The 23533-nt window shown below is 67.0% G+C and carries 22 protein-coding genes and 1 pseudogene; 22 read left to right on the top strand and 1 reads right to left on the bottom strand.

Annotated features, from left to right (window positions below; genetic code table 11):
• Positions 1-111 precede the first annotated feature (111 nt).
• The 13 genes and pseudogenes from ACZ5PO_RS07510 (at position 112) to bla (ending at position 11764) form a co-directional block, all read left to right on the top strand.
• On the top strand, positions 112-687 hold the full coding sequence (locus ACZ5PO_RS07510; RefSeq protein WP_464191857.1) for a F0F1 ATP synthase subunit delta: 576 nt from the start codon (positions 112-114) through the stop codon (positions 685-687).
• Positions 687-2216, top strand: coding sequence for a F0F1 ATP synthase subunit alpha (atpA, locus tag ACZ5PO_RS07505; RefSeq protein ID WP_464191855.1), 1530 nt, complete (start codon positions 687-689; stop codon positions 2214-2216). Before ACZ5PO_RS07510 ends, atpA begins: the two co-directional genes overlap by 1 nt.
• Before the next feature lie 98 nt (positions 2217-2314).
• Positions 2315-3202 (top strand): F0F1 ATP synthase subunit gamma, encoded by an 888-nt coding sequence (locus ACZ5PO_RS07500; RefSeq protein ID WP_464191853.1) that lies wholly within the window; start codon positions 2315-2317, stop codon positions 3200-3202.
• A gap of 14 nt (positions 3203-3216) precedes the next feature.
• Entirely contained in the window at positions 3217-3630 is a 414-nt protein-coding gene (locus tag ACZ5PO_RS07495; protein WP_464191851.1) for an organic hydroperoxide resistance protein, read from the top strand.
• A gap of 35 nt (positions 3631-3665) precedes the next feature.
• Entirely contained in the window at positions 3666-5114 is a 1449-nt protein-coding gene (gene atpD / locus ACZ5PO_RS07490; protein WP_464191849.1) for a F0F1 ATP synthase subunit beta, read from the top strand.
• Between the two features lie 162 nt (positions 5115-5276).
• Positions 5277-5677: pseudogene (locus tag ACZ5PO_RS07485) on the top strand (F0F1 ATP synthase subunit epsilon).
• Positions 5678-5835: 158 nt separating this feature from the next.
• Entirely contained in the window at positions 5836-6576 is a 741-nt protein-coding gene (locus ACZ5PO_RS07480) for a heme ABC transporter permease (RefSeq protein ID WP_464191847.1), read from the top strand.
• The gene (gene ccmD / locus ACZ5PO_RS07475; RefSeq protein ID WP_464191845.1) at positions 6573-6794 is read left to right on the top strand and encodes a heme exporter protein CcmD; all 222 of its coding nucleotides are present in this window, start codon (positions 6573-6575) and stop codon (positions 6792-6794) included. Before ACZ5PO_RS07480 ends, ccmD begins: the two co-directional genes overlap by 4 nt.
• Positions 6791-7411, top strand: coding sequence for a DsbE family thiol:disulfide interchange protein (locus ACZ5PO_RS07470; protein WP_464191841.1), 621 nt, complete (start codon positions 6791-6793; stop codon positions 7409-7411). Before ccmD ends, ACZ5PO_RS07470 begins: the two co-directional genes overlap by 4 nt.
• A gap of 397 nt (positions 7412-7808) precedes the next feature.
• Positions 7809-8108 carry an HdeA/HdeB family chaperone gene (locus ACZ5PO_RS07465; RefSeq protein ID WP_464191839.1) on the top strand — a complete coding sequence of 100 codons (300 nt, stop codon included), beginning with the start codon at positions 7809-7811 and terminating at the stop codon, positions 8106-8108.
• Between the two features lie 13 nt (positions 8109-8121).
• Positions 8122-8415 (top strand): HdeA/HdeB family chaperone, encoded by a 294-nt coding sequence (locus tag ACZ5PO_RS07460; protein WP_464191837.1) that lies wholly within the window; start codon positions 8122-8124, stop codon positions 8413-8415.
• A gap of 282 nt (positions 8416-8697) precedes the next feature.
• Entirely contained in the window at positions 8698-10446 is a 1749-nt protein-coding gene (locus tag ACZ5PO_RS07455) for an N-acyl-D-amino-acid deacylase family protein (protein ID WP_464191835.1), read from the top strand.
• A gap of 430 nt (positions 10447-10876) precedes the next feature.
• On the top strand, positions 10877-11764 hold the full coding sequence (gene bla, locus ACZ5PO_RS07450; protein WP_464191833.1) for a class A beta-lactamase: 888 nt from the start codon (positions 10877-10879) through the stop codon (positions 11762-11764).
• A 200-nt stretch (positions 11765-11964) separates the two neighbouring features.
• Here the strand turns inward: bla and ACZ5PO_RS07445 are convergent, their stop codons facing one another.
• On the bottom strand, positions 11965-12657 hold the full coding sequence (locus ACZ5PO_RS07445) for a glutathione S-transferase family protein (protein WP_464191831.1): 693 nt from the start codon (positions 12655-12657) through the stop codon (positions 11965-11967).
• A gap of 310 nt (positions 12658-12967) precedes the next feature.
• On the opposite strand from ACZ5PO_RS07445, the gene ACZ5PO_RS07440 reads away from it, so the two are divergent.
• The 9 genes from ACZ5PO_RS07440 (at position 12968) to ACZ5PO_RS07400 (ending at position 23524) form a co-directional block, all read left to right on the top strand.
• Positions 12968-13171: a hypothetical protein gene (locus tag ACZ5PO_RS07440; protein WP_464191829.1), complete on the top strand. Its 204-nt coding sequence runs from the start codon at positions 12968-12970 to the stop codon at positions 13169-13171.
• 239 nt (positions 13172-13410) lie between these two features.
• Positions 13411-14937, top strand: a complete 1527-nt coding sequence (locus tag ACZ5PO_RS07435; RefSeq protein WP_464191827.1) for a class I SAM-dependent methyltransferase — start codon at positions 13411-13413, stop codon at positions 14935-14937.
• Positions 14934-18077 carry a glycoside hydrolase family 99-like domain-containing protein gene (locus ACZ5PO_RS07430; RefSeq protein ID WP_464191825.1) on the top strand — a complete coding sequence of 1048 codons (3144 nt, stop codon included), beginning with the start codon at positions 14934-14936 and terminating at the stop codon, positions 18075-18077. The genes ACZ5PO_RS07435 and ACZ5PO_RS07430 overlap by 4 nt, the downstream gene beginning before the upstream one ends.
• 508 nt (positions 18078-18585) lie before the next feature.
• A complete protein-coding gene (locus ACZ5PO_RS07425) occupies positions 18586-19596 on the top strand; it encodes a UDP-glucuronic acid decarboxylase family protein (RefSeq protein WP_464191823.1) in 1011 nt (336 codons plus the stop codon).
• Between the two features lie 23 nt (positions 19597-19619).
• On the top strand, positions 19620-20630 hold the full coding sequence (gene galE, locus ACZ5PO_RS07420) for a UDP-glucose 4-epimerase GalE (protein WP_464191821.1): 1011 nt from the start codon (positions 19620-19622) through the stop codon (positions 20628-20630).
• A gap of 339 nt (positions 20631-20969) precedes the next feature.
• Entirely contained in the window at positions 20970-21359 is a 390-nt protein-coding gene (locus ACZ5PO_RS07415) for a COG4315 family predicted lipoprotein (RefSeq protein WP_464191819.1), read from the top strand.
• Between the two features lie 129 nt (positions 21360-21488).
• Positions 21489-21998 (top strand): RNA polymerase sigma factor, encoded by a 510-nt coding sequence (locus ACZ5PO_RS07410; RefSeq protein WP_464191817.1) that lies wholly within the window; start codon positions 21489-21491, stop codon positions 21996-21998.
• Positions 21995-22795 (top strand): anti-sigma factor family protein, encoded by an 801-nt coding sequence (locus ACZ5PO_RS07405; RefSeq protein WP_464191815.1) that lies wholly within the window; start codon positions 21995-21997, stop codon positions 22793-22795. Before ACZ5PO_RS07410 ends, ACZ5PO_RS07405 begins: the two co-directional genes overlap by 4 nt.
• Positions 22796-22849: 54 nt before the next feature.
• The gene (locus ACZ5PO_RS07400; RefSeq protein WP_464191813.1) at positions 22850-23524 is read left to right on the top strand and encodes a TetR/AcrR family transcriptional regulator; all 675 of its coding nucleotides are present in this window, start codon (positions 22850-22852) and stop codon (positions 23522-23524) included.
• The last annotated feature ends 9 nt before the right edge of the window (positions 23525-23533 follow it).

The following is a 23533-nucleotide window of genomic DNA, read 5'->3' as shown; positions in this document are numbered from 1 at the left end:
ATGGGTGACGGCTGCCGTCGCCCTGCTCCCTAAACCCTGTGCTCGCGAAACTTGGCGCACCGCACCCGGTGGCGTCTGCGCGGCTAGCGAGGACCAACGTGAGACGCCGAAGTGCCTGACCAGCCCTCCTCGTCCGGTCCTGTTTCAGGGGTGGCCTCCCGTTTCGCGTCCGCGCTGCTGGAAACGGCGGATGAAGCCGGACCCGGCGCGATCGATCAGGTCGAGCAGGATCTCGACCGCTTCAACGCCCTGATCGCCGAGAGCCCCGATCTCGCCCGCCTCGTCCGCAGCCCGGTGTTTTCCTCCGAGCAGCAGCTGAACGCCATCAAGGCGATCCTGGACAAGGCCGGCATCGGCGGCCTCGCCGCCAACTTCCTGAAGCTCGTCGCCAGCAAGCGCCGTCTGTTCGCCGTGCAGTCGATGATCGCCGCCTACAAGGCGATGGTGGCGGCCAAGCGCGGCCTGGTGCACGCCGAGGTCACCGTGGCCGAGCAGCCCTCGCCGCAGATCGTCGACGACATCAAGACGGCGCTCAAGGGCGTGGCCGGGGACAAGGTGGTCCTCGACATCAAGGTCGACCCGTCGATCATCGGCGGTCTCATCGTCAAGCTCGGCAGCCGCATGATGGACGCCAGCTTGCGCACCAAACTCAATTCGATCCGTCTCGCGATGAAAGAGGTCGGCTGATGGACATTCGGGCCGCAGAAATTTCCGCCATCCTCAAGGAACAGATCAAGAATTTTGGTCAGGAGGCGGATGTAACGGAAGTCGGGCAGGTGCTGTCCGTCGGCGACGGCATTGCGCGCTGCTTCGGCCTGGACCAGGTCCAGGCCGGTGAGATGGTGGAGTTCGAGTCGGGCGTGCGCGGCATGGCCCTCAACCTCGAGCTGGACAATGTCGGCGTCGTCGTGTTCGGCTCCGACCGCGAGATCGCCGAGGGCCAGACGGTCAAGCGCACCGGCGACATCGTCGACGTGCCGGTCGGCAAGGGCCTGCTCGGCCGCGTCGTCGACGCGCTCGGCAACCCGATCGACGGCAAGGGCCCGATCGCCGCGACCGAGCGCCGCCGCGTCGACGTCAAGGCGCCGGGCATCATTCCGCGCAAGTCGGTGCACGAGCCGATGGCCACGGGCCTCAAGGCCATCGACTCGCTGATCCCGATCGGCCGCGGCCAGCGCGAGCTGATCATCGGCGACCGCCAGACCGGCAAGACCGCGATCGCGCTCGACACCATCCTCAACCAGAAGCCGCTGAACCAGAGCAACGACGAGAAGCAGAAGCTCTACTGCGTCTATGTCGCGATCGGGCAGAAGCGCTCCACGGTCGCCCAGTTCGTCAAGGTGCTCGAGGAGAACGGCGCGCTGGAGTACTCGATCGTCGTCGCCGCGACGGCGTCCGACCCGGCCCCCATGCAGTTCCTGGCGCCGTTCGCCGGCTGCGCCATGGGCGAGTTCTTCCGCGACAACGGCATGCACGCGGTCATCATCTATGACGACCTGTCGAAGCAGGCCGTCGCCTACCGCCAGATGTCGCTGCTGCTGCGTCGTCCGCCGGGCCGCGAAGCCTATCCCGGCGACGTGTTCTACCTGCACTCCCGCCTGCTCGAGCGCGCCGCCAAGATGAACGACGAGCATGGCGGTGGTTCGTTGACGGCCCTGCCGGTCATCGAGACCCAGGCCAACGACGTGTCGGCCTACATCCCGACCAACGTGATCTCGATCACCGACGGTCAGATCTTCCTCGAGACGGACCTGTTCTTCCAGGGCATCCGCCCGGCCGTGAACGTCGGCCTCTCGGTGTCGCGGGTGGGCTCCTCGGCCCAGACCAAGGCGATGAAGAAGGTCGCCGGCAAGATCAAGGGCGAGCTCGCCCAGTATCGCGAGATGGCCGCCTTTGCCCAGTTCGGCTCGGACCTCGACGCCACCACCCAGCGCCTGCTCAACCGCGGCTCGCGGCTGACCGAGCTGCTCAAGCAGTCGCAGTTCTCGCCGCTCAAGATGGAAGAGCAGGTGGCGGTGATCTACGCCGGCGTGAACGGCTATCTCGATCCGCTGCCGGTCGATCGCGTCAAGGACTACGAGAGCGGTCTCCTGGGCGCGCTGCGCGCGCGCCACCCGGAGATCCTCGAGGCGATCCGCAGCTCGAAGGATCTGAGCGACGACGTGGCCGGCCAGCTGAAGAGCGTCGTCGGCGAGTTCACCAAGACGTTCGCCTGAGGCGTGCAGTCGTCAGGCGCGGGCTCTAGCCCGCGCCTCCACGCCGTCCCGACCCACCGCGACTGGTCGGGCGAGCCCGGGACGGACAGGGGCCCCGAATGGCAAGCTTGAAAGACCTTCGCAATCGCATCGCCTCGGTCAAGGCGACGCAGAAGATCACCAAGGCCATGCAGATGGTGGCGGCGGCGAAGCTGCGGCGTGCCCAGGCGGCGGCCGAGCAGGCGCGGCCCTTCGCCGAGCGCATGGGCCAGGTGCTCGGCAACCTCGCCCAGGGTGTCGCCGGTCAGCCCGGCGCGCCGCGGCTGCTCGCCGGCAGCGGCTCCGACCAGACCCATCTGTTCATCGTCTGCACCGGTGAGCGCGGCCTTGCCGGCGCCTTCAATTCGGCCATCGTGCGCCTCGCCCGCGAACGGGCCATCGCGCTCACGGCCCAGGGCAAGACGGTGAAGTTCTTCCTAGTCGGCAAGAAGGGCTACGACGCGCTGCGCCGCCAGTTCGAGAAGGACATCGTCGACCGCACCGAGCTGCGGAGCGTCAAGACCATCACCTTCGATACGGCCGACGAGATCGCCCAGAAGGTGCTGCGCATGTACGAGGACGGCGCCTTCGACGTCGCCACCTTGTTCTACTCGCACTTCGGCTCGGTCATTCAGCAGACCCCGACGGCCCAGCAGATCATCCCGGCGGAGGTGCCGGCGAGCGGCAACGGAGCCACCGCCAGCCTGGGCGGCGCCGTCTACGAATACGAGCCGAGCGAGGAAGAGATCCTGGAGAGCCTGCTGCCGCGCAATGTCGCCGTGCAGATCCTCCGGGCGCTGCTTGAGAACAACGCCTCCTTCTACGGCGCCCAGATGAGCGCCATGGACAACGCCACCCGTAATGCGGGTGACATGATCCGCAAGCAGACGCTGCTCTACAACCGCACGCGCCAGGCCATGATCACGAAGGAACTGATCGAGATCATCTCCGGCGCCGAGGCACTCTAGCAGGGAGTCTCACGATGGCAGCGGCATACACCACGACGGCGACCGCAGAGGGCGGCCGCGACGGCCGCGCGAGCCTGGCCGAGGGCGGCCTGGCGCTCGCCTTCGCCATCCCCAAGGAGATGGGCGGCGCCGGCAACGGCAGCAATCCCGAGCAGCTGTTCGCGCTGGGCTATGCCGCCTGCTTCAACTCGGCGCTGCTGTTCGTGGCGCGCGCCAAGAAGGTCGACGCGAGCAAGGCCAAAGTGACGGCGACGATCGGCATCGGCCCCAAGGCGGGCGGCGGCTTCCAGCTCGAGGCGGCGCTCAAGGTGCACATTCCGGGCCTGCCGGCCGACGAGGCCAAGGCGCTCGTCGACGAAGCGCATCAGGTCTGCCCCTATTCCAACGCGACGCGCGGCAACATGCCCGTGTCGCTCGAAGTCATCTAACGGCGAGACCCGGACGGGGTCGGACGGGAGCTTCCATGGCCAACGGACTTTCACCCAACACCAACGGACGCATCACGCAGGTCATCGGCGCCATCGTCGACGTGCAGTTCGATGGGCACCTGCCCGAGATTCTGAATGCGCTGGAGACCCAGAACCAGGGCAACCGCCTGGTGCTCGAGGTGGCGCAGCAGCTCGGTGAGAGCACCGTCCGCTGCATCGCCATGGACATCTCCGAGGGCCTGGTGCGCGGCCAGGAGGTCGTCGACACCGGCAAGCCGATCCAGGTGCCGGTGGGCGCCGGCACGCTCGGCCGCATCATGAACGTCATCGGCGAGCCGGTGGACGAGGCCGGCCCCATCGAGGCCGAGAGCTACCGGGCCATCCACCAGGAGGCTCCCAGCTACACCGACCAGTCGACGGAAGCGCAGATCCTGGTGACGGGCATCAAGGTCGTCGACCTGCTGGCGCCCTACGCTCGCGGCGGCAAGATCGGCCTGTTCGGCGGCGCCGGCGTCGGCAAGACGGTGCTGATCCAGGAGCTGATCAACAACATCGCCAAGGCCCACGGTGGCTACTCGGTGTTCGCCGGTGTCGGCGAGCGCACGCGTGAGGGCAACGACCTCTACCACGAGATGATCGAGTCGAAGGTCAACGTCGACCCGCATGAGAACAACGGCTCCGCCAAGGGCTCCAAGTGCGCCCTGGTGTTCGGCCAGATGAACGAGCCGCCGGGCGCCCGCGCCCGCGTCGCGCTCACCGGCCTGACCGTCGCCGAGAACTTCCGCGACCAGGGCCAGGACGTGCTGTTCTTCGTCGACAACATCTTCCGCTTCACCCAGGCGGGCTCCGAGATGTCGGCGCTGCTGGGCCGCATCCCCTCGGCGGTGGGCTATCAGCCGACGCTCGCAACCGACATGGGCGCGTTGCAGGAGCGCATCACCACCACCACCAAGGGCTCGATCACTTCGGTGCAGGCCATCTACGTGCCGGCCGACGACCTGACCGACCCGGCGCCGGCCACCTCCTTCGCCCACCTCGACGCGACGACTACGCTGTCGCGCTCGATCGCGGAGAAGGGCATCTATCCGGCGGTCGACCCGCTCGACTCCACCTCGCGCATGTTGTCGCCGCTGATCGTCGGCGAGGAGCACTACGCCGTCGCCCGCTCGGTCCAGCAGGTGCTGCAAAAGTACAAGTCCTTGCAGGACATCATCGCCATCCTGGGCATGGACGAGCTCTCCGAGGACGACAAGCTGACCGTCGCCCGCGCCCGCAAGATCGAGCGCTTCCTGAGCCAGCCGTTCCACGTCGCCGAGGTGTTCACCGGCGCGCCGGGCCAGCTGGTCTCGCTCGAGGACACCATCAAGGGCTTCAAGGGACTGGTCGAAGGCAAGTACGACCACCTGCCCGAGGCCGCCTTCTACATGGTCGGCACCATCGAGCAGGCGGTCGAGAAGGCGCAGAAGCTGGCCGCCGAGGCGTAAGCCTCGTCCGCCCGGGCATGATCCGGTCAGATGTGATCATCCGATCGGATCAGATGCTCCGACTCCTCTAAGGGCGGCTCGTACGGCCGCCCGCCGATTGATGATCGCGGCCGGACGGCGGGCGACGATGCGCGGCCGCCGAGCCGCCTGGAGCAGGTCCACATGGCGGAACCCTTCCCCTTCGAGCTCGTCGCCCCGAGCGGCTGCTGTTCTCGGGCCAGGTCGAGGCCGTCATCGTCCCGTCGATCGAAGGCGACATGACGGTTCTTGCCCATCACGCGCCGGTGATGGCCGTGATCAAGCCCGGCGTCATCACGGTGGAAGAGGCCGGCCGCGCCCAGCAGATCTTCGTGCGCGGCGGCTTTGCCGACGTGCGCCCGGATGGCCTGACGATCCTGGCCGAGCACGCGGTGCCGGTCGAGGAGCTGTCGCCCGAGATCATCGAGATCGCGATCCAGGACGCCCAGGAGGACGTGGACGACGCCAAGACCGACCAGCAACGCATGGTCGCCTTGCAGCGCCTCGGCCAGCTCAGGGAAGTGCGCGGCGTTCTCAAGATCTGAGCCCGCGGCCGCGGATGAATGGCCGCGGCCAGCCCCGGCCATGACGATTTGGGAGACGGCTTGAGCGGACGCGCGTTCATCGCCATCCATGCGCTCGAGATCCCCAGCGGCCGATGGACGTATTGTACGGCAGTGCGGCCCGATCTAGATCTGGCCCCATGATGCGCCTCGCCAATCCGACCCGCTTCATGGCCCTGTCCGGCGCCGTGCTGCCTTGGCTCGCCGGCACCGCCGCCGTGGTCATCGCCGCCGGCCTGTGGCTGTCGCTGGTGGTGGCGCCGCCCGACTACCAGCAGGGCGAGACGGTGCGGATCATGTTCCTGCACGTGCCGTCGGCGTGGCTGGCGCTGATGATGTACTCGATCATGTCGCTGTCGGCGATCGGCACGCTGGTCTGGCGCCACCCGCTCGCCGACGTGTCGCAGAAGGCGGCGGCGCCGATCGGTGCCGCCTTCACCCTCGTCTGCCTGGTCACCGGCTCGCTGTGGGGCAAGCCCATGTGGGGCACCTGGTGGGTGTGGGATGCCCGCCTCACGTCCGTGCTCGTGCTGTTCCTGATGTATTGCGGCATCCTGGCGCTGTGGGCGACGCTGGAGGAGCCGAACCGGGCGGCGCGCGCGGTGGCGATCCTGACCCTGGTCGGCTTCGTCAATATCCCGATCGTCAAGTTCTCGGTCGACTGGTGGAACACCCTGCACCAGCCCGCCTCGGTGCTGCGCATGGGCGGCCCGACGATCGATCCCGCTATGCTGTGGCCGCTGCTCGTCATGGCCGGCGGCTTCACGCTGCTCGCGCTGGCACTGCATGTCTCGGGCATGCGCACCGAGATCCTGCGGCGCCGCATCCGCACCAGACGCATCCTGGAGGCGGAGCGGCTCGACAGGGGTGCGCCAGCGTGACCGAAGCCGCCCATTGGGGCTACGTCGCCGCGGCCTACGCGGCGGGCCTGATCGTCGTCGGCGCGCTGGTGCTGCATGCCGTGCTCGATGCGCGGGCGCAGCGGCGCATCCTGGCGAGCCTCGAGGCGCGGGCCGCGCCGCAGCGGCGGGCGGCGCGCGGCGGGCTGCCCCAGGCGGTCGCCCCCGCGGCCGACGGCCGGCCACGGGTGCAGCCGTGACCGAGGAGGTCCGGCCCGACGCGGCTGCGGACGAGGGCGCATCCCCCCGGCCACGGCGGCTGCTGGTGCTCATCCCGCTCGCCGTCTTCATCGCGCTCGCGGTGCTGCTGCTGGCGCGGCTCTACGGTGGCGGCGACCCTTCGGCCGTGCCGTCGGCGCTGATCGGCCGGCCGGCGCCGAGCTTCGAGCTGCCGCCGCTGCAGGGGCTCGTGCAGGACGGCACCGCGCTGCCCGGCTTCAAGGCCGCCGACCTCATGGGGCACGTCACCGTCGTCAACGTCTGGGCCTCCTGGTGCGCGCCGTGCCGGCTGGAGCATCCGCTGCTGCTGCAGCTGGCGCGCGACCCGCGCATCCGCCTGGTGGGAATCAACTACAAGGACACGCCCGAGAACGCACGGCGCTTCCTCGGCCAGCTCGGCAACCCCTTCGCCGCGGTCGGCCAGGACCTCACCGGGCGCACCGGCATCGACTGGGGGGTCTACGGCGTCCCCGAGACTTTCGTTGTGGATGCCGGCGGGATCATCCGGCACAAGCACGTCGGGCCGCTGACCGCCGAGGCGCTCGCCACGACGCTTGCGGCGGCGATCAGTGCCGCGCAGAAGCCGCCGGCCCGCTAGTGTGGCGAATCCGAAATTCGCACCACCTCGGGGCACCGCTGGGAGCGAATTTCGGATTCCTAAGCCACACTAGCAACCCTATGATTCTAGTGTGGTTTAATGGATCTGAAGGTCCTGAACATTGATGCCGGGTGGGGAGCAGGAACTTCAGATCCACCACACTAGAGCATTTCGCGATTGGGTGATTCCACCCGATCGCGAAGCGCTTCAGGCCGCGCCCAACCCCGACCAAAGTTTGTCATTCAGGCGTGACATTGGCCGGCTCTATAACGGTCGCCGAGCTCGCGCCGGGGATGACGACCGGCGGGGCTCTCCCGCCTTTCCCTTGATCTCGCGGGCGCCTATAAGCATCGCCGCGAGTATTCATTCTGCCGCCAACAACCCATTTGGAGGAGCGATGAGGTACCTGAAAGCCGCCCTGATCACCGTGGGGCTCATCGCCCCCGGCATCACCCAAGCGCAGGTCGCGATCGACATGTCGCGCGTCACCTGCGGAGACTTCCTGGCCCTTCCGGCGGACGATGCTCGTCTGTTCGGCGCCTGGATGGGTGGATACTTCAGCCAAAAGCGCGGTTACGGGTCGGTCGACCTGGAAAACCATGCCAAGAGCGTCGCCAACGTGACGGCGTGGTGTCAGTCCAACAAGAGCGCCACGATCATGTCGGCCCTCGCGCAGTTCACCGCGCCGCAGCGCTGATTGGGGGGATGAGATGAAGTTCAAGGCATTGATCGTTGCCGCGGCGCTCTCCACGGCGAGTGTCGTACCGGCCAGCGCGCAGGTCATCGTCGACATGACGCAGATCACCTGCGGCGAGTTCCTCAAGGCGCCGCCGGACCGGCAGGCTGTCGTGGCCGCCTGGATGAGCGGCTATTTCAGCGCCTCCCGCAATATCAACCTCGTCGACCTGCGCTATGTCGAGCGCAACAACAAGGTCGTCGGTGGCTACTGCGAGAAGCACCACGGCGAGCGCCTGCTGAGCGCCATCGAGAAGAACGCCAAGTAACGGCGGCAAGTAACGGCGGCAAGCCACGCCGCCGCCTGCCCCGGGTTTCCGCCGGGTCCGAGCGGGCCGCCCCGCCCCGCGCCATGACGGAGGCGGCCGAGGCCGATGGGCGAGGCTCATCGGCCTTTCTTGTCATGCAGGCCGGGCCGTCCGCCCCTCGGCCAGGCCCGCGGCGCCCTCCGCTGCACGGCTGGCCTGTCCCGTGCGCCCTTGACCCGCACTCACCATAATGCCGATTATGGTGCGAAGGCGCCTCCAAGGCTGCCACTGCGGGAGAGATGCATGGCCAGGGATTTCGATTTGGTCATTCGCCACGGCACGGTGGTGGATGGCAGCGGCGGGCCGTCCTACGAGGCCGACGTCGCCATCCGCGACGGGCGCATCGCTGCCATCGGGCGCGTGCTGGGATCGGGGGCGGAGGAGATCGACGCCAAAGGCCAACTCGTCACCCCCGGCTTCGTCGACATCCACACCCACTACGACGGCCAGGCGGTGTGGGACCGCCACCTGGCGCCGAGCGCCTGGCACGGCGCGACGACGGTGGTGATGGGCAATTGCGGCGTCGGCTTCGCGCCGGTGAAGCCCAATGACCATACCAAGCTGATCGCGCTGATGGAGGGTGTGGAGGATATTCCCGCGCCTTGCCTGGCCGAAGGCCTCGATTTCAACTGGGAAAGCTTCGGCGACTACCTCGACGTGGTGGCGGCGCGCCCGCGCGACATCGACGTCTGCGCCCAGCTGCCCCATGCCGCCGCGCGCGTCTATGTCATGGGCGAGCGCGCCCTGGCCCTGGAGAATGCGACGCCCGCCGACGTGGCCCAGATGCGCCGCATCGTGGCGGATGGGGTGCGCGCCGGCGCCTTCGGCGTCTCCACCTCGCGGACCATCAACCACAAGACCCTGGCCGGCGACCCGACCCCGACGTTGAAGGCGCAGGAGGACGAGATCCTCGGTCTGGCCATGGGCCTGGCCGACGCCGGTAGCGGCAATTTGCAGCTGGTCTCCGATTTCAACCAGCCGGATGCCGAGACCGAGTTCGCCATGCTGCGCCGGGTGGTGGAGCGCTCCGGCCGGCCCTGCGTCTTCTCGCTGGTGCAGCGCCACGACCGGCCCACCGAGTTCCGGCGGCTGCTCGACCTGTCGGACGCGGCGACGCGCGACGGCCACATCATGCGGCCGGTGTTCCCGCCGCGGCCGATCGGCATCCTGTTCGGCCTCAACGGCAGCCAGAACCCGTTCTCCGGCACGCCGAGCTACAAAGCGATCGCCGACAAGCCGCTCGCCGAGCGCGTCGCCATCATGCGCGACCCGGCCTTCCGCGCCCGGGTGCTGAGCGAGGATCCGCGCAAGGGCAGCAACTTCCCGCTGCTGCGGGCGCTCAACTACGAGCGGCTGTTCCCGTTCGGCGACAATCCCGACTACGAGCCGCCCCGTGAGAACTCGATTGCCGCCATTGCCGCACGGGAAGGCCGCACGCCGCCGGAGGTGGCTTACGACCATCTGGTGGCCAACGACGGCACCGATTTCATCCTGTTCACCCTGGTGAACTATGCCGACTTCACGCTGGCGGCGAGCCGCGAGATGCTGGGACATCCGAACGCCATCATGGGACTGGGGGACGGCGGCGCCCACGTCGGCTTCATCTGCGATGGCAGCTTCCTCACCTACCTCCTGAGCTGGTGGGGCCGCGACCGGCCGAGCGATCGCCTCGCCGTCGAGGAGTGCGTGCGGCGGCTCACCAGCGACACCGCCCACGCCATGGGCCTGCACGACCGCGGCTTGCTGCGTGTCGGCCTGCGCGCCGACGTGAACGTCATCAACTTCGGTCGGCTCGGCATCGAGAAGCCCTACATCAAGGCCGACCTGCCCGCCGGCGGACGCCGGTTCCTGCAGAAGGCGCGCGGCTACACCGCGACGGTCGTGGCCGGGAAGATCACCTATCGCGACGGCGAGGCGACGGGCGCCCTGCCGGGCGCGCTGGTGCGCGGCCCGCAGGCGGCACCCGTGCAGCAGGGCGTCGCGGCGGAATAGGGCCGGGCGCGCCCCGCCCTAGAGCATTTTGTCATTGGATGAAATCACCCAATGACAGGAAAATGCTCATTACCTTTTGAATCTGGAGCGCTTCTCTTGCGATTGGGTGATTCCACCCAATCGCAAAGCGCTCTAGTGTGGTGGATCTGAAGTTCCTGCTCCCCACATGGCATCAATGTCCAGGAACTTCAGATCCATTAAACCACACTAGAATCATAGAGTTGCTAGTGTGGCTTAGGAATCCGAAATTCGCTCTGAGCGATGCCCCGAGGTGGTGCGAATTTCGGATTCGCCACACTAGCGCGAGGCGCGCGATCACGGGCCGCGGGTGAGCGTCTCCGGCTGGAAGCCCATCCGCGCCGCCATGAGCCACGCGATTTATGCGCCCGGCGCCCATATATGGATCGCGTAGCCATGGAGGACGATGCACTTGCTGACCAGACGGCAATTTGCGGCGCGCACGGCTTGGGCCGTTCTGGCCTGCGCGCCGGCAAACAGCGCCCCGGCCTTGGCCGAGCCGGCTGCCGCTGACCCGTTGGCCGCCGAGCTCCAGGCGCTGGAGCGCGGCAGCGGCGGCCGCCTCGGCGTCGCCGTGCTGGATACGGCGACGGGCCGCGTGGCCGGGCAGCGTCTCGACGAGCGCTTCCCCCTGTGCAGCACGTTCAAGGTCCTGGCCGCCGCAGCCGTGCTCGCCCGCGTCGACGGCGGCGTCGACGACCTCGGCCGGCGGGTGGTGTTCCAGGCAAGCGACCTCGTCGACTACTCGCCGGTGACCAGGGACCGGGTCGGCGGCGACGGCATGACGCTCGAGGAGCTGTGCGCCGCGGCGATGACCGTGAGCGACAACACCGCCGCCAACCTGCTGCTCGCCGCCATCGGCGGCCCCGCGGCGCTGACCCGCTATGCGCGCTCGCTGCGCGACGATCAGACCCGGCTCGACCGCATCGAGCCGGCGCTCAATGAGGCGTTGCCCGACGACCCCCGCGATACGACGACGCCGGCGGCCATGGCCCGCAATCTCAACGCGCTCGTGCTCGGTCCGGCGCTCAAGTCGGCCTCCCAGGCCGCGCTGACCGGTTGGCTGGAGGCCAACAAGACCGGCGACAAGCGCCTCCGCGCCGGCCTGCCGACGGGCTGGCGCGTGGGCGACAAGACCGGTTCCGGCGAGCGCGGCACGGCCAACGACGTGGCCGTGCTCTGGCCGCCGGGCCGGCCGCCCCTCATCGTCACCGCCTATCTGACGGGTGCCGGCGGTTCGCCCGACGACCGCAATGCCGTCATCGCCGGTGTCGGCCGGCTGGCGGCTGCGGTCGTCTAGAGCGCTTTGCGATTGGGCGGGGAACCACCCAATCGTAGAAAAGCGCTCCAGATTCAAAAAGTTATGAGCATTTCTCTGCAATTGGATGATCCCATCCAATTGCGAAATGCTCTAGACCATGTCTCGATCGGATGGGCTCATCGGATCGAGACGAGATGCTCCAAGCGTTTTGAATCCGGAGCGCTTCTCAGCCCCCAGGCTCAGGCCGCCTTGACGGCGAGGTGGCGGAACATGTGGTTGCGCGCCTCCTCGTCCATCTCGGCCTTGAAGGCGTGCCGGTCCTTCAGCGTCAGCGCCGCCTGGGCCGCCGGCCGGGCGCCGATCTCGTCCATCAGGCGCTTCAGGTTCGGCAGGCTCGCCCAGGCCTCGTCGCCCAGGATGAACGGCACCATGCGCGCCCAGCCCCACACCGCCATGTCGACGATGGTGTAGGCGTCGCCCAGCATGTAGCGGCGCTCGGCCAGGCGCGCATCGAGGATGCCGTAGTGGCGCGTGGCCTCGTAGATGTAGCGGTTGACGGCGTAGTCCTTCGGCTCCGGCGCGAAGTGCTTGAAGTGCACGGCCTGGCCCGAATAGGGGCCGATGCCGGTCGCCACGAACATGAGCCAGGAGAACAGCTCGCCGCGCGCCACCGGCGTGGCGGCGGGCATGAAGCGGCCGGTCTTCTCGCCGAGGTAGAGCAGGATGGCGTTGGAATCGAACACCGTCGCGCCGGTGTCCTGGTCGACGACGACCGGCACCTTGGCGTTGGGATTGAGCGCGGTAAAGGCCTCGTCGTGCTGCTCGCCCTTGCGCGTGTCCACCGGCCTGGCCTCGAACTCGAGGCCCATCTCCTCCAGGCAGAGGACGACCTTCATCGGATTCGGAGCTAGACTATAGTAGAAGGTGATCATTGCATCTCTCCCTCACGACCGCAGTCGTGTGGGGCGCACGTTAGAGCACGTGGAAGCGGGCTGAGAAGGCCGTGCCGGTGCCGGCGGCTGCATTGGCTCGCTTGGGGGGTGCTGCTAATCGGCTGCTCCGCCGTTGGCGGACACGGGGCGCTATCCGAATGCTGCGCGCGGTTGCGGCGGATCGGCTTGTCCACTTCCTCCCAGTGCGCGACGTCGCCGACATCGCGGCCGTTCCCACTAGCTTCCACGCTCGCGCCGAAAGCGGCTTTGTCGCGATAGGCATCTGCTTGTTAGGATGGAACCCTAATGCATGTGCGACATCGTCGCCGCCAAACCACACCGGCCCGGATTCTCAGCCCTGCCCAAAAAGCGCTACCTTGATCTGGGCTTGCTACCCTGCGTCATGAGCGATGGCGTGAAAGTATTTCGTTCGACGGAGCAACTGGAGCGTGCCGAAGCCGGTCAGCCGCCCGTTAATACGTTCGACCGTCGAAGGTTGTTCTTACTAAATTAAGATTGCATGGACCAAAGTAAACTTAAATAATCATTAATATTGATTGATATAACTATAAGTATCGAGGATGGATGCGAACGGATACCAATAACTACAAGCGACCGTCCGCGCGGTCGATACTCTCATGGTCGCATTGACTAGATGGTCGATCGCTTGTAGCACAACCCCCGTTAGACGGCCCTGATCTCACAGGCTCCGAGGCAGTCCCCACTCAAGCTAGCTCACTAGGATTTGCCTCCATGGGAGAGATTATCCCGAGACCGCTGCCGCCCACGCCGTTGCGATTTACCGGCGAGAGGCTGACCTCAGAGTACGGCGGCCAGACGCAGATCGAACATATCCATCGCTACCTGTTTGCGCGGGAATGGTGTCGCGGCAAGGATGTGCTGGACGTGGCGAGCGGCGAGGGCTACGGCACCGCGTTGCTCGCGCAAGTGGCGCGGAGCGCCGTTGGGGTAGAAATAGCGCCCGAGGCGGTGGCGCATGCCCAAGCCGCCTACGCGCGGGAGGGGCTGCGCTTCATCCACGGCGACGCCCGCGCCTTGCCCGTGGGAGATGCCGAATTCGACGTCGTTGTCTCGTTCGAAACAATAGAGCACTTTTCCGAGCACAGGCAATTTCTGGACGAGATCCGGCGAGTGCTGCGGCCCAATGGCTTGCTGATCGTGAGCACGCCGGATCGGGATAACTACTCGATCGCCGAGACGCCAGCGAATCCTTACCATGTTCGTGAGCTGACCGGGCCCGAGTTCAGCGAATTGCTACGGTCCCGCTTTGAGGAGGTCTCTCTACTCCAGCAGAGGCCGGTCTTTGGTTCGGTCCTCTTGCCGACTGAGGCCGGCGGTGCGCCGCCGCTGTGCTTTGAACGTCGTGGCGCCGAGCATTTCGAGGCCTCGATCGGCATCGCTCGTCCACAATACTTTGTCGCTTTTGCATCCAGGGAGCCGGTGGCCGCTCTCCCTCCGAGCGTGTACATTGAGACCGGTCGGCTCGGCATGCTGAATCCGTCGGAAGCAGAAGCTCAGCTTCGTGCTGCACAGGCCGCCTTGGAAGCCGATCGGACGGCCTTCGGGGCCGAGCGGGCGGGCACGGCAGCGGAGATGGCAGCTCTCATTCAGCGTCTCGGCGAGGTCGAGCGGGGGAGCGAGAACGAGCGGGACGCACTGCTCGCAAGCGGTCGGGAGCATGAAGCTCGAACGGCTGCCTTGAACGAGGAATTGGTTGCGCATCGCGCCGAATTGACCGACGCGCAGACGGCTTTGGAGGCCGAGCGGGCGCGCGCGGAGGCGGAGATAGCAGCTCTCACCAACCGCGTCGCCGAGGTTGAGCGGGGGAGCGAGACCGAACGGGCGGCATCGCTCGCACGCGATCGGGAGCATGAAGCTCGAATAGCCACCTTGAAGGCGGACCTAGTTGCACATCGCGCCGAATTGACGGACGCGCAGGGCGAGGCGAGGGGATTGCTGGCCGCCAACGAGATGGCTGAGCGTGCCTGCCGGTCGCTTCGCGCGGAGCTGGTTTCCGAGATGGCCAGCCGGCGCGAGATCGAGGCGCAGGCGCAGCGGTTCGAGAGCGAGTTGGCATGCGTTCGCGAAAAGCTAAAGTTGAGCGAAACTCGCTTGGCAAACACTGAAGATCACTTGCTGAACACCGAAGATCGCTTGACGAGCGCCGAAGCGCGCTTGGCGAACACCTACGTATCTCATTCTTGGCGTATGACGGCGCCGTTGCGGCGGATCAGCCGCCTTGTCTACCGCCGCCCATGACCCGACCGACGCTCCTCGACCAGCACCGGGCCAGCATCGCGCCGGGTGCTTTCTACCAACCCGATGCGGCCGGTAGGCCGGCGCCGGCAACGCCGAAGGTGCGCCTTATCGCCTTCTACCTGCCGCAGTTCCACCCTATTCCCGAGAACGACGCTTGGTGGGGGCGCGGCTTCACAGAGTGGACGAACGTCACGAGGGCCTTGCCACGCTTCGTTGGCCACGTGCAACCCTCCCTGCCCGGAGATCTCGGCTTTTACGATCTGCGCAACCCCGCAATATTGCGCGGGCAGACCGATCTGGCGCGCCGCTACGGCATCGGTGGCTTCTGTTTTCACCACTATTGGTTCAACGGCCGCCGGTTGCTGGAGAAGCCGCTGGAGATGCTGCTGGCCAATCCGGACATCGACTTTCCGTTCTGCATCAACTGGGCGAACGAGAACTGGACGCGCCGCTGGGACGGGCTCGATCAGGAGGTGCTGGTTGCGCAAGCGCATTCGCCGGAAGACGACACCGCCTTCGCCCGAAGCCTCATTCCGATCGTAAGCGACCCACGCTACATTCGAATAGATGGCCGGCCGCTCGTCATGCTCTATCGCCCGGGGATTCTGCCCGACGCGGTGGCCACGATGCGGCGGTGGCGTGTGGAGTTCGCTCGCGCGGGCGTGCCCGACCCGTATCTCGTGATGGCTCAGGTCTTCGATGATGTAGATCCGCGCCTCTACGGCATGGACGCTGCGGCGGAGTTCCCACCCCACAAGGTCGCGCGCCTGCCTCCCATCAACGACAGCCTGCAATTGCTCGACCCTGGCTTCGCCGGCCATGTCCTGGACTACGCAGCGGTGGCGGATTATGCGAGCGCACTTCCTGCGCCGCCCTTCAAGCTGTTCCGCGGTGTCTGTCCCAGTTGGGACAACGAGCCCCGCAAGCCTGGCAGGGGCTTCTGCCTCGCACATTCAACACCCGCGAAGTACGGCGCCTGGCTCGATGCCGCTTGCCGCGCAGCAGTCTCCGAAGCGAGCCACCCGGACGAGCGCATCGTCTTCGTGAACGCCTGGAACGAGTGGGCCGAGGGCGCAAGTCTCGAACCGGATCGCCATTTCGGTCACGCTTATCTGCTTGAGACCGCGCGAGTCCTGACCGGCCTTGAACGCCCCCATCCGGCCGCGCGCAGCGCAGACAGTCCACCGAGCATTGCCGTCGTGTCGCACGATGCCTATCGGCACGGCGCACAGTTCATTGCCCTGGCGATCGTCAGGACACTCGTGCGGGACCACGGAATCGACGTGAGCGTGCTGCTGGGCGGCGGTGGCGAGCTGACGCCGGAGTTCGAAGCTCTCGCACCCACCGAAACGATTCCGGGCAATTTCGGCGACATCGCGCAATGGCAGGCCGCTGCGCAGCGTCTGGCTGCCGCCGGCGTGTCGGCCGTGCTGTGCAACACGCTCGTCTCCGCGCGAGCGATCCCGGCCTTTCGTGCGGAAGGGGTGCGTGTTGTTCAGCTGGTGCACGAGCTGCCCGCGGTGATCCGGCAATACGGTTTGGAGGAGGCCGCGCGCTCCGCCGCCGCCCATGCCGCGGCGATCGTTTTTCCCTCCGCGGAAATCCGCGACCGTTTCGTTGAGCTTGCGGGCCCGATCCGCGGCCAAGCCGTCGTGCGTCACCAGGGCCTGTACATGCCGCCTCTGGCTCCCGCGGAGCGGCAGGCTAAGCGCAACGCGGCTCGCCGCGCGCTCGGCATCGCGGACCACAGCCGCGTCGTGCTCGGCGTGGGCTATGGGGATGTGCGCAAGGGGCTCGATCTCTGGCCAGCGCTGGCGCGGGCGGTCCTTCAAAGCTGCCCCGATGCCGTCCTCCTCTGGGTGGGCGGGGCTGAACCCTCGCTGCGCCATTGGTTGGTGCACGACCTGAAGGCGGCCGGGCTGGAGGATCGCGTGCTCCTGCCTGGCTTCTCGACCGACGTGGCTGCAATTTATGCGGCCGCGGACGCCTATGCGCTGACCTCTCGGGAAGATCCCTTTCCCTCCGTGGCGCTCGAAGCGATGGCGAGCGGCTTGCCAATCGTGGTCTTCGAAGGCACGGGCGGCATTGTCGGACTGGTGCGGGATGCCGGCGGCGTTTGCGTGCCCTACCTGGACGTGGCCGCGATGGCACACGAGCTTGCCCGCCTGCTCCTAGACGAGCCGGCGGCTGCTGCAATGGGAGCGTCCCTAGCCGCGCGCATCGGTCGAGATTTCGACTACAAGCACTACGGTGCAGCTCTGTTGGCTCTTGCGGCACCGCCAGCTTTGACAGTCTCCGTCGTCGTGCCGAACTACAACTACGCGCAGCACCTGACGCAACGTCTGAAGAGCATTTGGGCGCAGCCCGTGCCGATCAAGGAAATCATCCTGCTCGACGACGCGTCCACCGATGACAGCGAAGCCGTCATCGCTGCCCTGGAGCAGCAATCGCCAATTCCTCTCCGCGTCATCCGCAACAGCGAAAATTCGGGGTCAGTGTCGCGCCAGTGGGCGCGGGGGGTGTCGCTCGCCAGCGGCGACCTCGTCTGGATTGCCGAGGCCGACGACTTTGCCGATCCAGGGTTCCTTGCGACCGTCTTGCCGGCCTTCGAAGATCCCGACGTGGTGATGAGCTATTCCGAGTCCCGGATGGTAGACGAGGCCGGCCAGATGCTTGCCCCCGACTACCGAAGCTATGTAGCGGATGTGGATTCGGCGCGCTGGACGACAGACTTTCGCGTCCCGGGAGCTGAGGAGATCGCGCACGCGCTCGCCATCAAGAACACCATTCCGAACGTAAGCGCAGTGGTATTCCGCCGGGCGCCCTTGTGGGCGGTGCTCGAGGAGCATCTCGAGGAGATGACTTCATACCGAAACATGGGCGACTGGCTCTGTTACATGCGCCTTCTGGCACGCGGCGGCAAGGTGGCGTTCACGGCGCAGGTCTTGAACAGTCATCGGCGGCACAGCAGCGGCGTTACGCTCGCGGCCGCGGATCGACGTCATCTGTCAGAGATCGCCAAAATGCAGGATCTTGCCGCGACTGTGGTTCCGGTGTCACCAGAAACGCGCGCCGCGGCGTTGCACTACCGCGGCGTCATCGCCCGCCAGTTCGGAATCCCATTGGATGAAGACGCCTGAACGTCGCGACAGTGACGGCCGGCTCAAGCTGCACAATCGTTCTGAGGCGGACGGTGTAGCTGCTCGGTTGTCGGACGAGACGGCATGGGTCGACATGCAGGAAGGCCGGCCGCATAAGCTTGGTTGTATTCAGATAAAGCGGTCAGACGACGCGGAGATGTAGTCCAGCGGTTGGATAGACGCTGAGTCTACGTAAACGGGCATCCTGCCGTGAGGTCGGTCGAGCCGATGCAACCGCGTGCAACCAAGTCGCGGTGAAGACCGGGCCTCGTCACGATGACGGTTCGGCCGACCACGCCGGCGCTCTGCGCGTGGGTTGATCCCGACTCTGCGTTGCAGTAGTGCAACGCTCGGGTGGGTTGCTCGCCACGGAGGCTTCTCCTCGGGCGAGATCGCGCTTGTCCGGCGCGGGCTTGATCAATTGGCTGGAAAGCCAAGGTCAGCTAAATCATCCCGGTTGAGGTCCGTTCTGGCGGCTGCGCTGGGAACGCCTAGCAGGAGCCGATAGATGCATCTGGAGCGCCGCGTTCTGGTCACGGGAGGAGCGGGCTTTCTCGGCTCGCATTTGTGCGAGAGGCTCGTCAGCGAGGGCTTCTACGTCATCTGCCTGGATAATTTTTTCACGGGCACCCACAAGAACATCGAGCATCTGATCGGCCACAAATCCTTCGAGGTCCTGCGGCACGACATCACCCATCCGCTCTTCATCGAAGTGGACGAGATCTATAATCTCGCCTGCCCTGCATCGCCGGTGCACTACCAGCGCGATCCGGTGCAGACCACCAAGACCAGCGTGATCGGCTCCATTATCGTGCTGGGCTTGGCCAAGCGCCTGCGAGCCAAGGTGTTCCAGGCGTCGACCAGCGAGGTCTACGGCGATCCCTCGATCCATCCGCAGACGGAGGCCTATTGGGGCAACGTCAACCCCATCGGGCCGCGCTCGTGCTACGATGAAGGTAAGCGCTGCGCCGAGACCCTGTTCTTCGACTACTGGCGCCAGCACCGCATCCCGATCAAGGTGGCGCGCATCTTCAATACCTACGGGCCGCGCACCCACCCCAACGACGGCCGTGTGGTCTCCAGCTTCATCGTCCAGGCTCTGATGGGCCGCGACATCACCGTATTCGGCGAGGGCCAGCAGACCCGTTCGTTCTGCTACGTGGACGACTTGATCGAGGGGTTCGTGCGACTGATGGCCACGGACGAGCAGGTCACCGGGCCGGTCAACCTCGGCAATCCGAACGAATTCACGATCATCGAGCTCGCGACGATGATCATCGACATCGTCGGCTCGAAGTCGAAGATCGTCCATCGCCCGCTGCCCCAGGACGATCCCAAGCAGCGGCGGCCAGACATCACCCAGGCGCGCGAGGCCCTCGGCTGGGAGCCGACCGTGCCGTTGCGGAAGGGGCTGGAAAAGACCATCCCCTATTTCGAGCAGCTGATCGCCCAATCCGGGCCGGACCGCATCGGCGGCTTTTCCTGGGCGGTGGACGGCTACACGCCGCTCGCGCGCTGAGCCGCACAACGGAGGCTAAGATCATGGCCAGCCAAAGCGTTCTGGTGGTCGGCGGGGCGGGCTACGTCGGCGGCCATACCTGCAAGGCGCTCGCCGCGGCCGGCTACCGCCCCGTCGTGTTCGACAATTTCACCACCGGCCACCGCGACTTCGTGCGCTGGGGACCGACGGTCGACGGCGACATCCGCAACGCCGTCGCGGTCGCCGACGCCATCAGGAGCCACGACGTCGTGGCCGTGCTGCACTTTGCAGCATGCGCCTACGTCGGCGAGTCCGTGACCGACCCACAGAAATACTACGACAACAACGTCACCGGCACCCTGTCGCTGCTGCGCGCCATGCTGGACACCGGCTGTCCGCGTCTGGTCTTCTCCAGCACCTGCGCCATCTACGGCCAACCCGAGCAGGTTCCCATCGGCGAGGCGACGCCGCCCAACCCGGTGAACCCCTACGGCGCCTCCAAGCTCATGGTGGAGCGCATCCTGACCGACTACGCGCGCGCCTACGACATCCGCGCCATCGCGCTCCGCTACTTCAACGCCTGCGGTGCCGACCCGGACGGCGACATCGGCGAGCTTCGTGATCCGGAGACGCACCTCATTCCACGGGCGATGATGGCGCTGCAGGGCTACATCGACGATTTCCAGATCTTCGGCTCGGACTACCCGACGGCGGACGGCACGGCCGTGCGCGACTACATCCACGTCAGCGATCTGGCCGACGCCCACGTTGCGGCGCTCCAGCGCCTGCTCGACGGTCATGCCGGCGGCGCCTACAACCTGGGCACCGGGCGGGGCTTCTCCGTCAAGGAGGTGCTGGACGCGATCGCGGCGGAGGCCGGGGAGGCCCTGCCGGAAGCCCGGGGGGCCCGTCGCGAAGGCGATCCGGCGGCCCTCATCGCCGATGCGACGCAGGCCCGCGACGTGCTGCATTTCAGCCCCCGCTATTCGGACCTGGCGACTATCGTGCGCACGGCTTGGGCGTGGCACCGCCGCGCCCACCCCCGGCGCAACGCACCGGCCGCAGAGCGCTAGCGCGCTTTGCGATTGGGTGGTTCCAACCAATCGCGAGAAAGCGCTCCAGATCAAAAGACCTGGAACATGTCGCCCCGATCGGATGAGTCCATCTGATCGTGAGATGCAGCTCCGCATGGAGGATTTGACGGTTTGGCAGCGTCGGCGCCGCTCCCCGCCTTCGCCCCGCTTGCAGGGAGGTGCGCATCTGCACCGTTGGCGGCCAACAGAATCCGTCAAAACTACTATGCTGTGGCAGCGACGCGACTGAGCTGTGCCTTCACAAAATCCGTGAGCGTGGAATAGCGGGCCGCCGCCGTCGTCTCCCGTGGACAGGATGTCCTGCCCGAGGAGAGACAGATGCTGAACTCGTTCGTCCGGCCGGCGCTGCTGGCGCTCGCCGTTGCCGGCGCCGTCACCGCCGCGCTCGCCGCGCCTCCGCCCAAGACGGGCGAGACCGCCAAGGGCAAGGCCCTGGTCGATGCCAAGGGCATGACGCTCTACACCTTCGCCAAGGATACGGATGGCAAATCGGCGTGCAACGGGTCCTGCGCCACGAACTGGCCGCCGCTGCTGGCGGATGCCGGCGCCAAGCCCGACGCCGGCTACTCGATCGTCACCCGCGACGACGGGGCCAAGCAGTGGGCCTACAAGGGCAAGCCGCTCTACACCTGGACCAAGGACAGCAAGCCCGGTGACATCACCGGCGACGGCTTCCTCAACGGCGCCTGGCACATCGCCGCGCCCTGAAGCCGCGCGCCGCGGCGGATGGAGGGGCCGGCTTGACCCGGCCCTCCATCACGCCAACAAAAGAGCCTTGCCCTGCGGTGCTCTTCGACGGGCGCGGCGGCGGCCTGCGGCTGCAGAGGTCCGAGATGCATGGCCCGCGATGACACCGCAGCCTTGCTGGAGCAGCAGATTCCGGCGCTGCGGCGCTACGCCTACGCCCTTGTGCGCGACCAGGATGCGGCGGACGACCTGGTGCAGGACTGCCTCGAGCGGGCGCTGTCGCGCTGGTCGCTCCGGCGCCCGGAGGGCGAGCTGCGTGCCTGGCTGTTCGCCATCCTCCGCAATCTTTATCTCGACCGCTACCGGCAGCTCGTCCGCCGCGGTCCGCATGTGGAGCTGGATACGGAGATGATGGCGCAGCCGGCCACCCAGGAGGCGGGTGCCGAAATGAGCGATGTGCTCGCCGCCTTGCAGCAGCTGCCGGAGGAGCAGCAGAGCGTGCTGCTGCTCGTCGGCGTCGAGGATTTTTCCTACGAGGAGGCGGCCCGCTCGCTCGGGCTTCCCGTCGGCACGGTGATGTCGCGGCTGTCGCGCGGCCGCAGCCGGCTGCGCGCCATCCTGGAGAACGGCCACGGCCCGGCCCTGCGGAGGGTGAAATGACGGCCGGCGAAGCGCCCATGGGCGACGACGATCTGCAGGCGTGGATCGATGGCCGGCTCGCCGGCACCAGGCTGGCGCAGGTCGAAGCCTATCTCGACGCCCATGCCGACGTGCGCGAGCGGGCGACGGCGGACCGGCGCCTGCGTGAGGGCTTGCGGGTCCGCCTGGCGGCCCGGGCGGCGGAGCCGATTCCGGCCCGGCTGCGCGTCGCCCATATCCAGGCTGGCCGTCGCGCCGCCCGGCTGCGCCGGTTGCAGGCCGCCGCCGCGGCCATCGGCCTGTTCGCGCTCGGGGGCGCCGGCGGTTGGGCCGCGGCGCGCTGGGGCGTCGTTCCGGCGGCCCCGCCGCAGCCGACGTCCGCCGTCGTCGCGCGCGATGCCGCCCGCGCCTACCGCGTCTTCGTTGTCGAAGTGGCCCACCCGGTCGAGGTCGCGGCCAGCAACGAGAAGCACCTGCTGCAATGGTTGTCGAAGCGGCTCGGCCGGCCGCTGGCAGCGCCGGATCTGGCCCGCTTCGGCTATCGGCTGATGGGCGGGCGCCTGCTGCCGGGCGGCACCGGCGCGGCGGCCCAGCTGATGTACGAGGACGGCGCCGGCCGCCGGTTGACGCTCTACGTGCAGGCGGCCAAGGGCGACGAGACGGCGTTCCGCTTTCGCGAGGAGGGCGGGGCCGCGACCTTCGTCTGGATCGATCAGGGCTTCGGCTTCGCGGTGACGGCGGGCCTCGACCGCGACGAGCTGCTGCCCATCGCCGAAGCCGTGTACCGGGAGGGCTGGTCGGGCGACGCCCGGCCATGACGCCATCGCTGGCCGGACGCGGGCCGCGCACGGCCGCCGTCGGCTTCCAGCCGCATGGTTTTCGACGATAAATTTTACAAGTGTATAAAAATACACTACCGTATAAAAATGACCAGGCCAAAACGCACCGATCGCTCCCGGAATCTCATCCTCGACGCGGCAGACGCGGCGTTCCGGGAGATGGGATTTACCAACGTGTCGGTGGAGCAGATCGCCCAGCGCGCCGGCCTGACCCGTAAGACGGTCTACAACCTGTTCAGCTCGAAGGAGGACATCGCCTTGCGGCTCATCGGCCGCGTGGAAGCGGACGACGCGGTCTATCGCACCCGCATCGCGGCAAACGAAGACGTATTGGCCCTGCTCCAGACAGTCTTTCTCGACAGCGCGCACTGGTGTCTGGCCAATCCGTCGCTTGCAAGGCTGGCGCTCGCTCCCGCCGAGCGACCGTCGCTCCAACCGCCGCCGGAGCGTCCATCCTTCCAGCGACTCGTCCGCGACCTTCTGGTGCTCGGACAACGGCAGGGCGTCATTCGCAAAGACGACGATCCCGACTTCATGTCGCTGGTTCTGCTCGGAATCTATGGGCAAGCCATGCTGTCGGCTCTTGCCGGAGGGCCCTTCAGCGAAGATGAGATCAGGCACCTCATCCGCATCGTCGTCGAAGGCATCGGCGAGCAGCCCTCGCGCTCATCCGCCGGGAAGGCTCTCGACAGCTTCGACGTTCGATAGGGGCAGGGT

This window comes from Chelatococcus sp. KU-N122 (assembly GCF_055391085.1).
Note: the sequence above shows the minus strand (reverse complement) of the source record. Positions and strands in the feature narration are given on the sequence as shown.

What these genes read in the sequence shown, in the direction of transcription:
- atpA (WP_464191855.1), top strand. Translation starts at nt 687, where the DNA reads ATGGACATTCGGGCCGCAGAAATTTCCGCCATCCTCAAGGAACAGATC.
- ACZ5PO_RS07500 (WP_464191853.1), top strand. Translation starts at nt 2,315, where the DNA reads ATGGCAAGCTTGAAAGACCTTCGCAATCGCATCGCCTCGGTCAAGGCG.
- ACZ5PO_RS07495 (WP_464191851.1), top strand. Translation starts at nt 3,217, where the DNA reads ATGGCAGCGGCATACACCACGACGGCGACCGCAGAGGGCGGCCGCGAC.
- atpD (WP_464191849.1), top strand. Translation starts at nt 3,666, where the DNA reads ATGGCCAACGGACTTTCACCCAACACCAACGGACGCATCACGCAGGTC.
- ACZ5PO_RS07480 (WP_464191847.1), top strand. Translation starts at nt 5,836, where the DNA reads ATGATGCGCCTCGCCAATCCGACCCGCTTCATGGCCCTGTCCGGCGCC.
- ACZ5PO_RS07465 (WP_464191839.1), top strand. Translation starts at nt 7,809, where the DNA reads ATGAGGTACCTGAAAGCCGCCCTGATCACCGTGGGGCTCATCGCCCCC.
- ACZ5PO_RS07460 (WP_464191837.1), top strand. Translation starts at nt 8,122, where the DNA reads ATGAAGTTCAAGGCATTGATCGTTGCCGCGGCGCTCTCCACGGCGAGT.
- ACZ5PO_RS07455 (WP_464191835.1), top strand. Translation starts at nt 8,698, where the DNA reads ATGGCCAGGGATTTCGATTTGGTCATTCGCCACGGCACGGTGGTGGAT.
- ACZ5PO_RS07445 (WP_464191831.1), bottom strand. Translation starts at nt 12,657, where the DNA reads ATGATCACCTTCTACTATAGTCTAGCTCCGAATCCGATGAAGGTCGTC.
- ACZ5PO_RS07440 (WP_464191829.1), top strand. Translation starts at nt 12,968, where the DNA reads ATGTGCGACATCGTCGCCGCCAAACCACACCGGCCCGGATTCTCAGCC.
- ACZ5PO_RS07435 (WP_464191827.1), top strand. Translation starts at nt 13,411, where the DNA reads ATGGGAGAGATTATCCCGAGACCGCTGCCGCCCACGCCGTTGCGATTT.
- ACZ5PO_RS07430 (WP_464191825.1), top strand. Translation starts at nt 14,934, where the DNA reads ATGACCCGACCGACGCTCCTCGACCAGCACCGGGCCAGCATCGCGCCG.
- ACZ5PO_RS07425 (WP_464191823.1), top strand. Translation starts at nt 18,586, where the DNA reads ATGCATCTGGAGCGCCGCGTTCTGGTCACGGGAGGAGCGGGCTTTCTC.
- galE (WP_464191821.1), top strand. Translation starts at nt 19,620, where the DNA reads ATGGCCAGCCAAAGCGTTCTGGTGGTCGGCGGGGCGGGCTACGTCGGC.
- ACZ5PO_RS07415 (WP_464191819.1), top strand. Translation starts at nt 20,970, where the DNA reads ATGCTGAACTCGTTCGTCCGGCCGGCGCTGCTGGCGCTCGCCGTTGCC.
- ACZ5PO_RS07410 (WP_464191817.1), top strand. Translation starts at nt 21,489, where the DNA reads ATGGCCCGCGATGACACCGCAGCCTTGCTGGAGCAGCAGATTCCGGCG.
- ACZ5PO_RS07405 (WP_464191815.1), top strand. Translation starts at nt 21,995, where the DNA reads ATGACGGCCGGCGAAGCGCCCATGGGCGACGACGATCTGCAGGCGTGG.
- ACZ5PO_RS07400 (WP_464191813.1), top strand. Translation starts at nt 22,850, where the DNA reads ATGGTTTTCGACGATAAATTTTACAAGTGTATAAAAATACACTACCGT.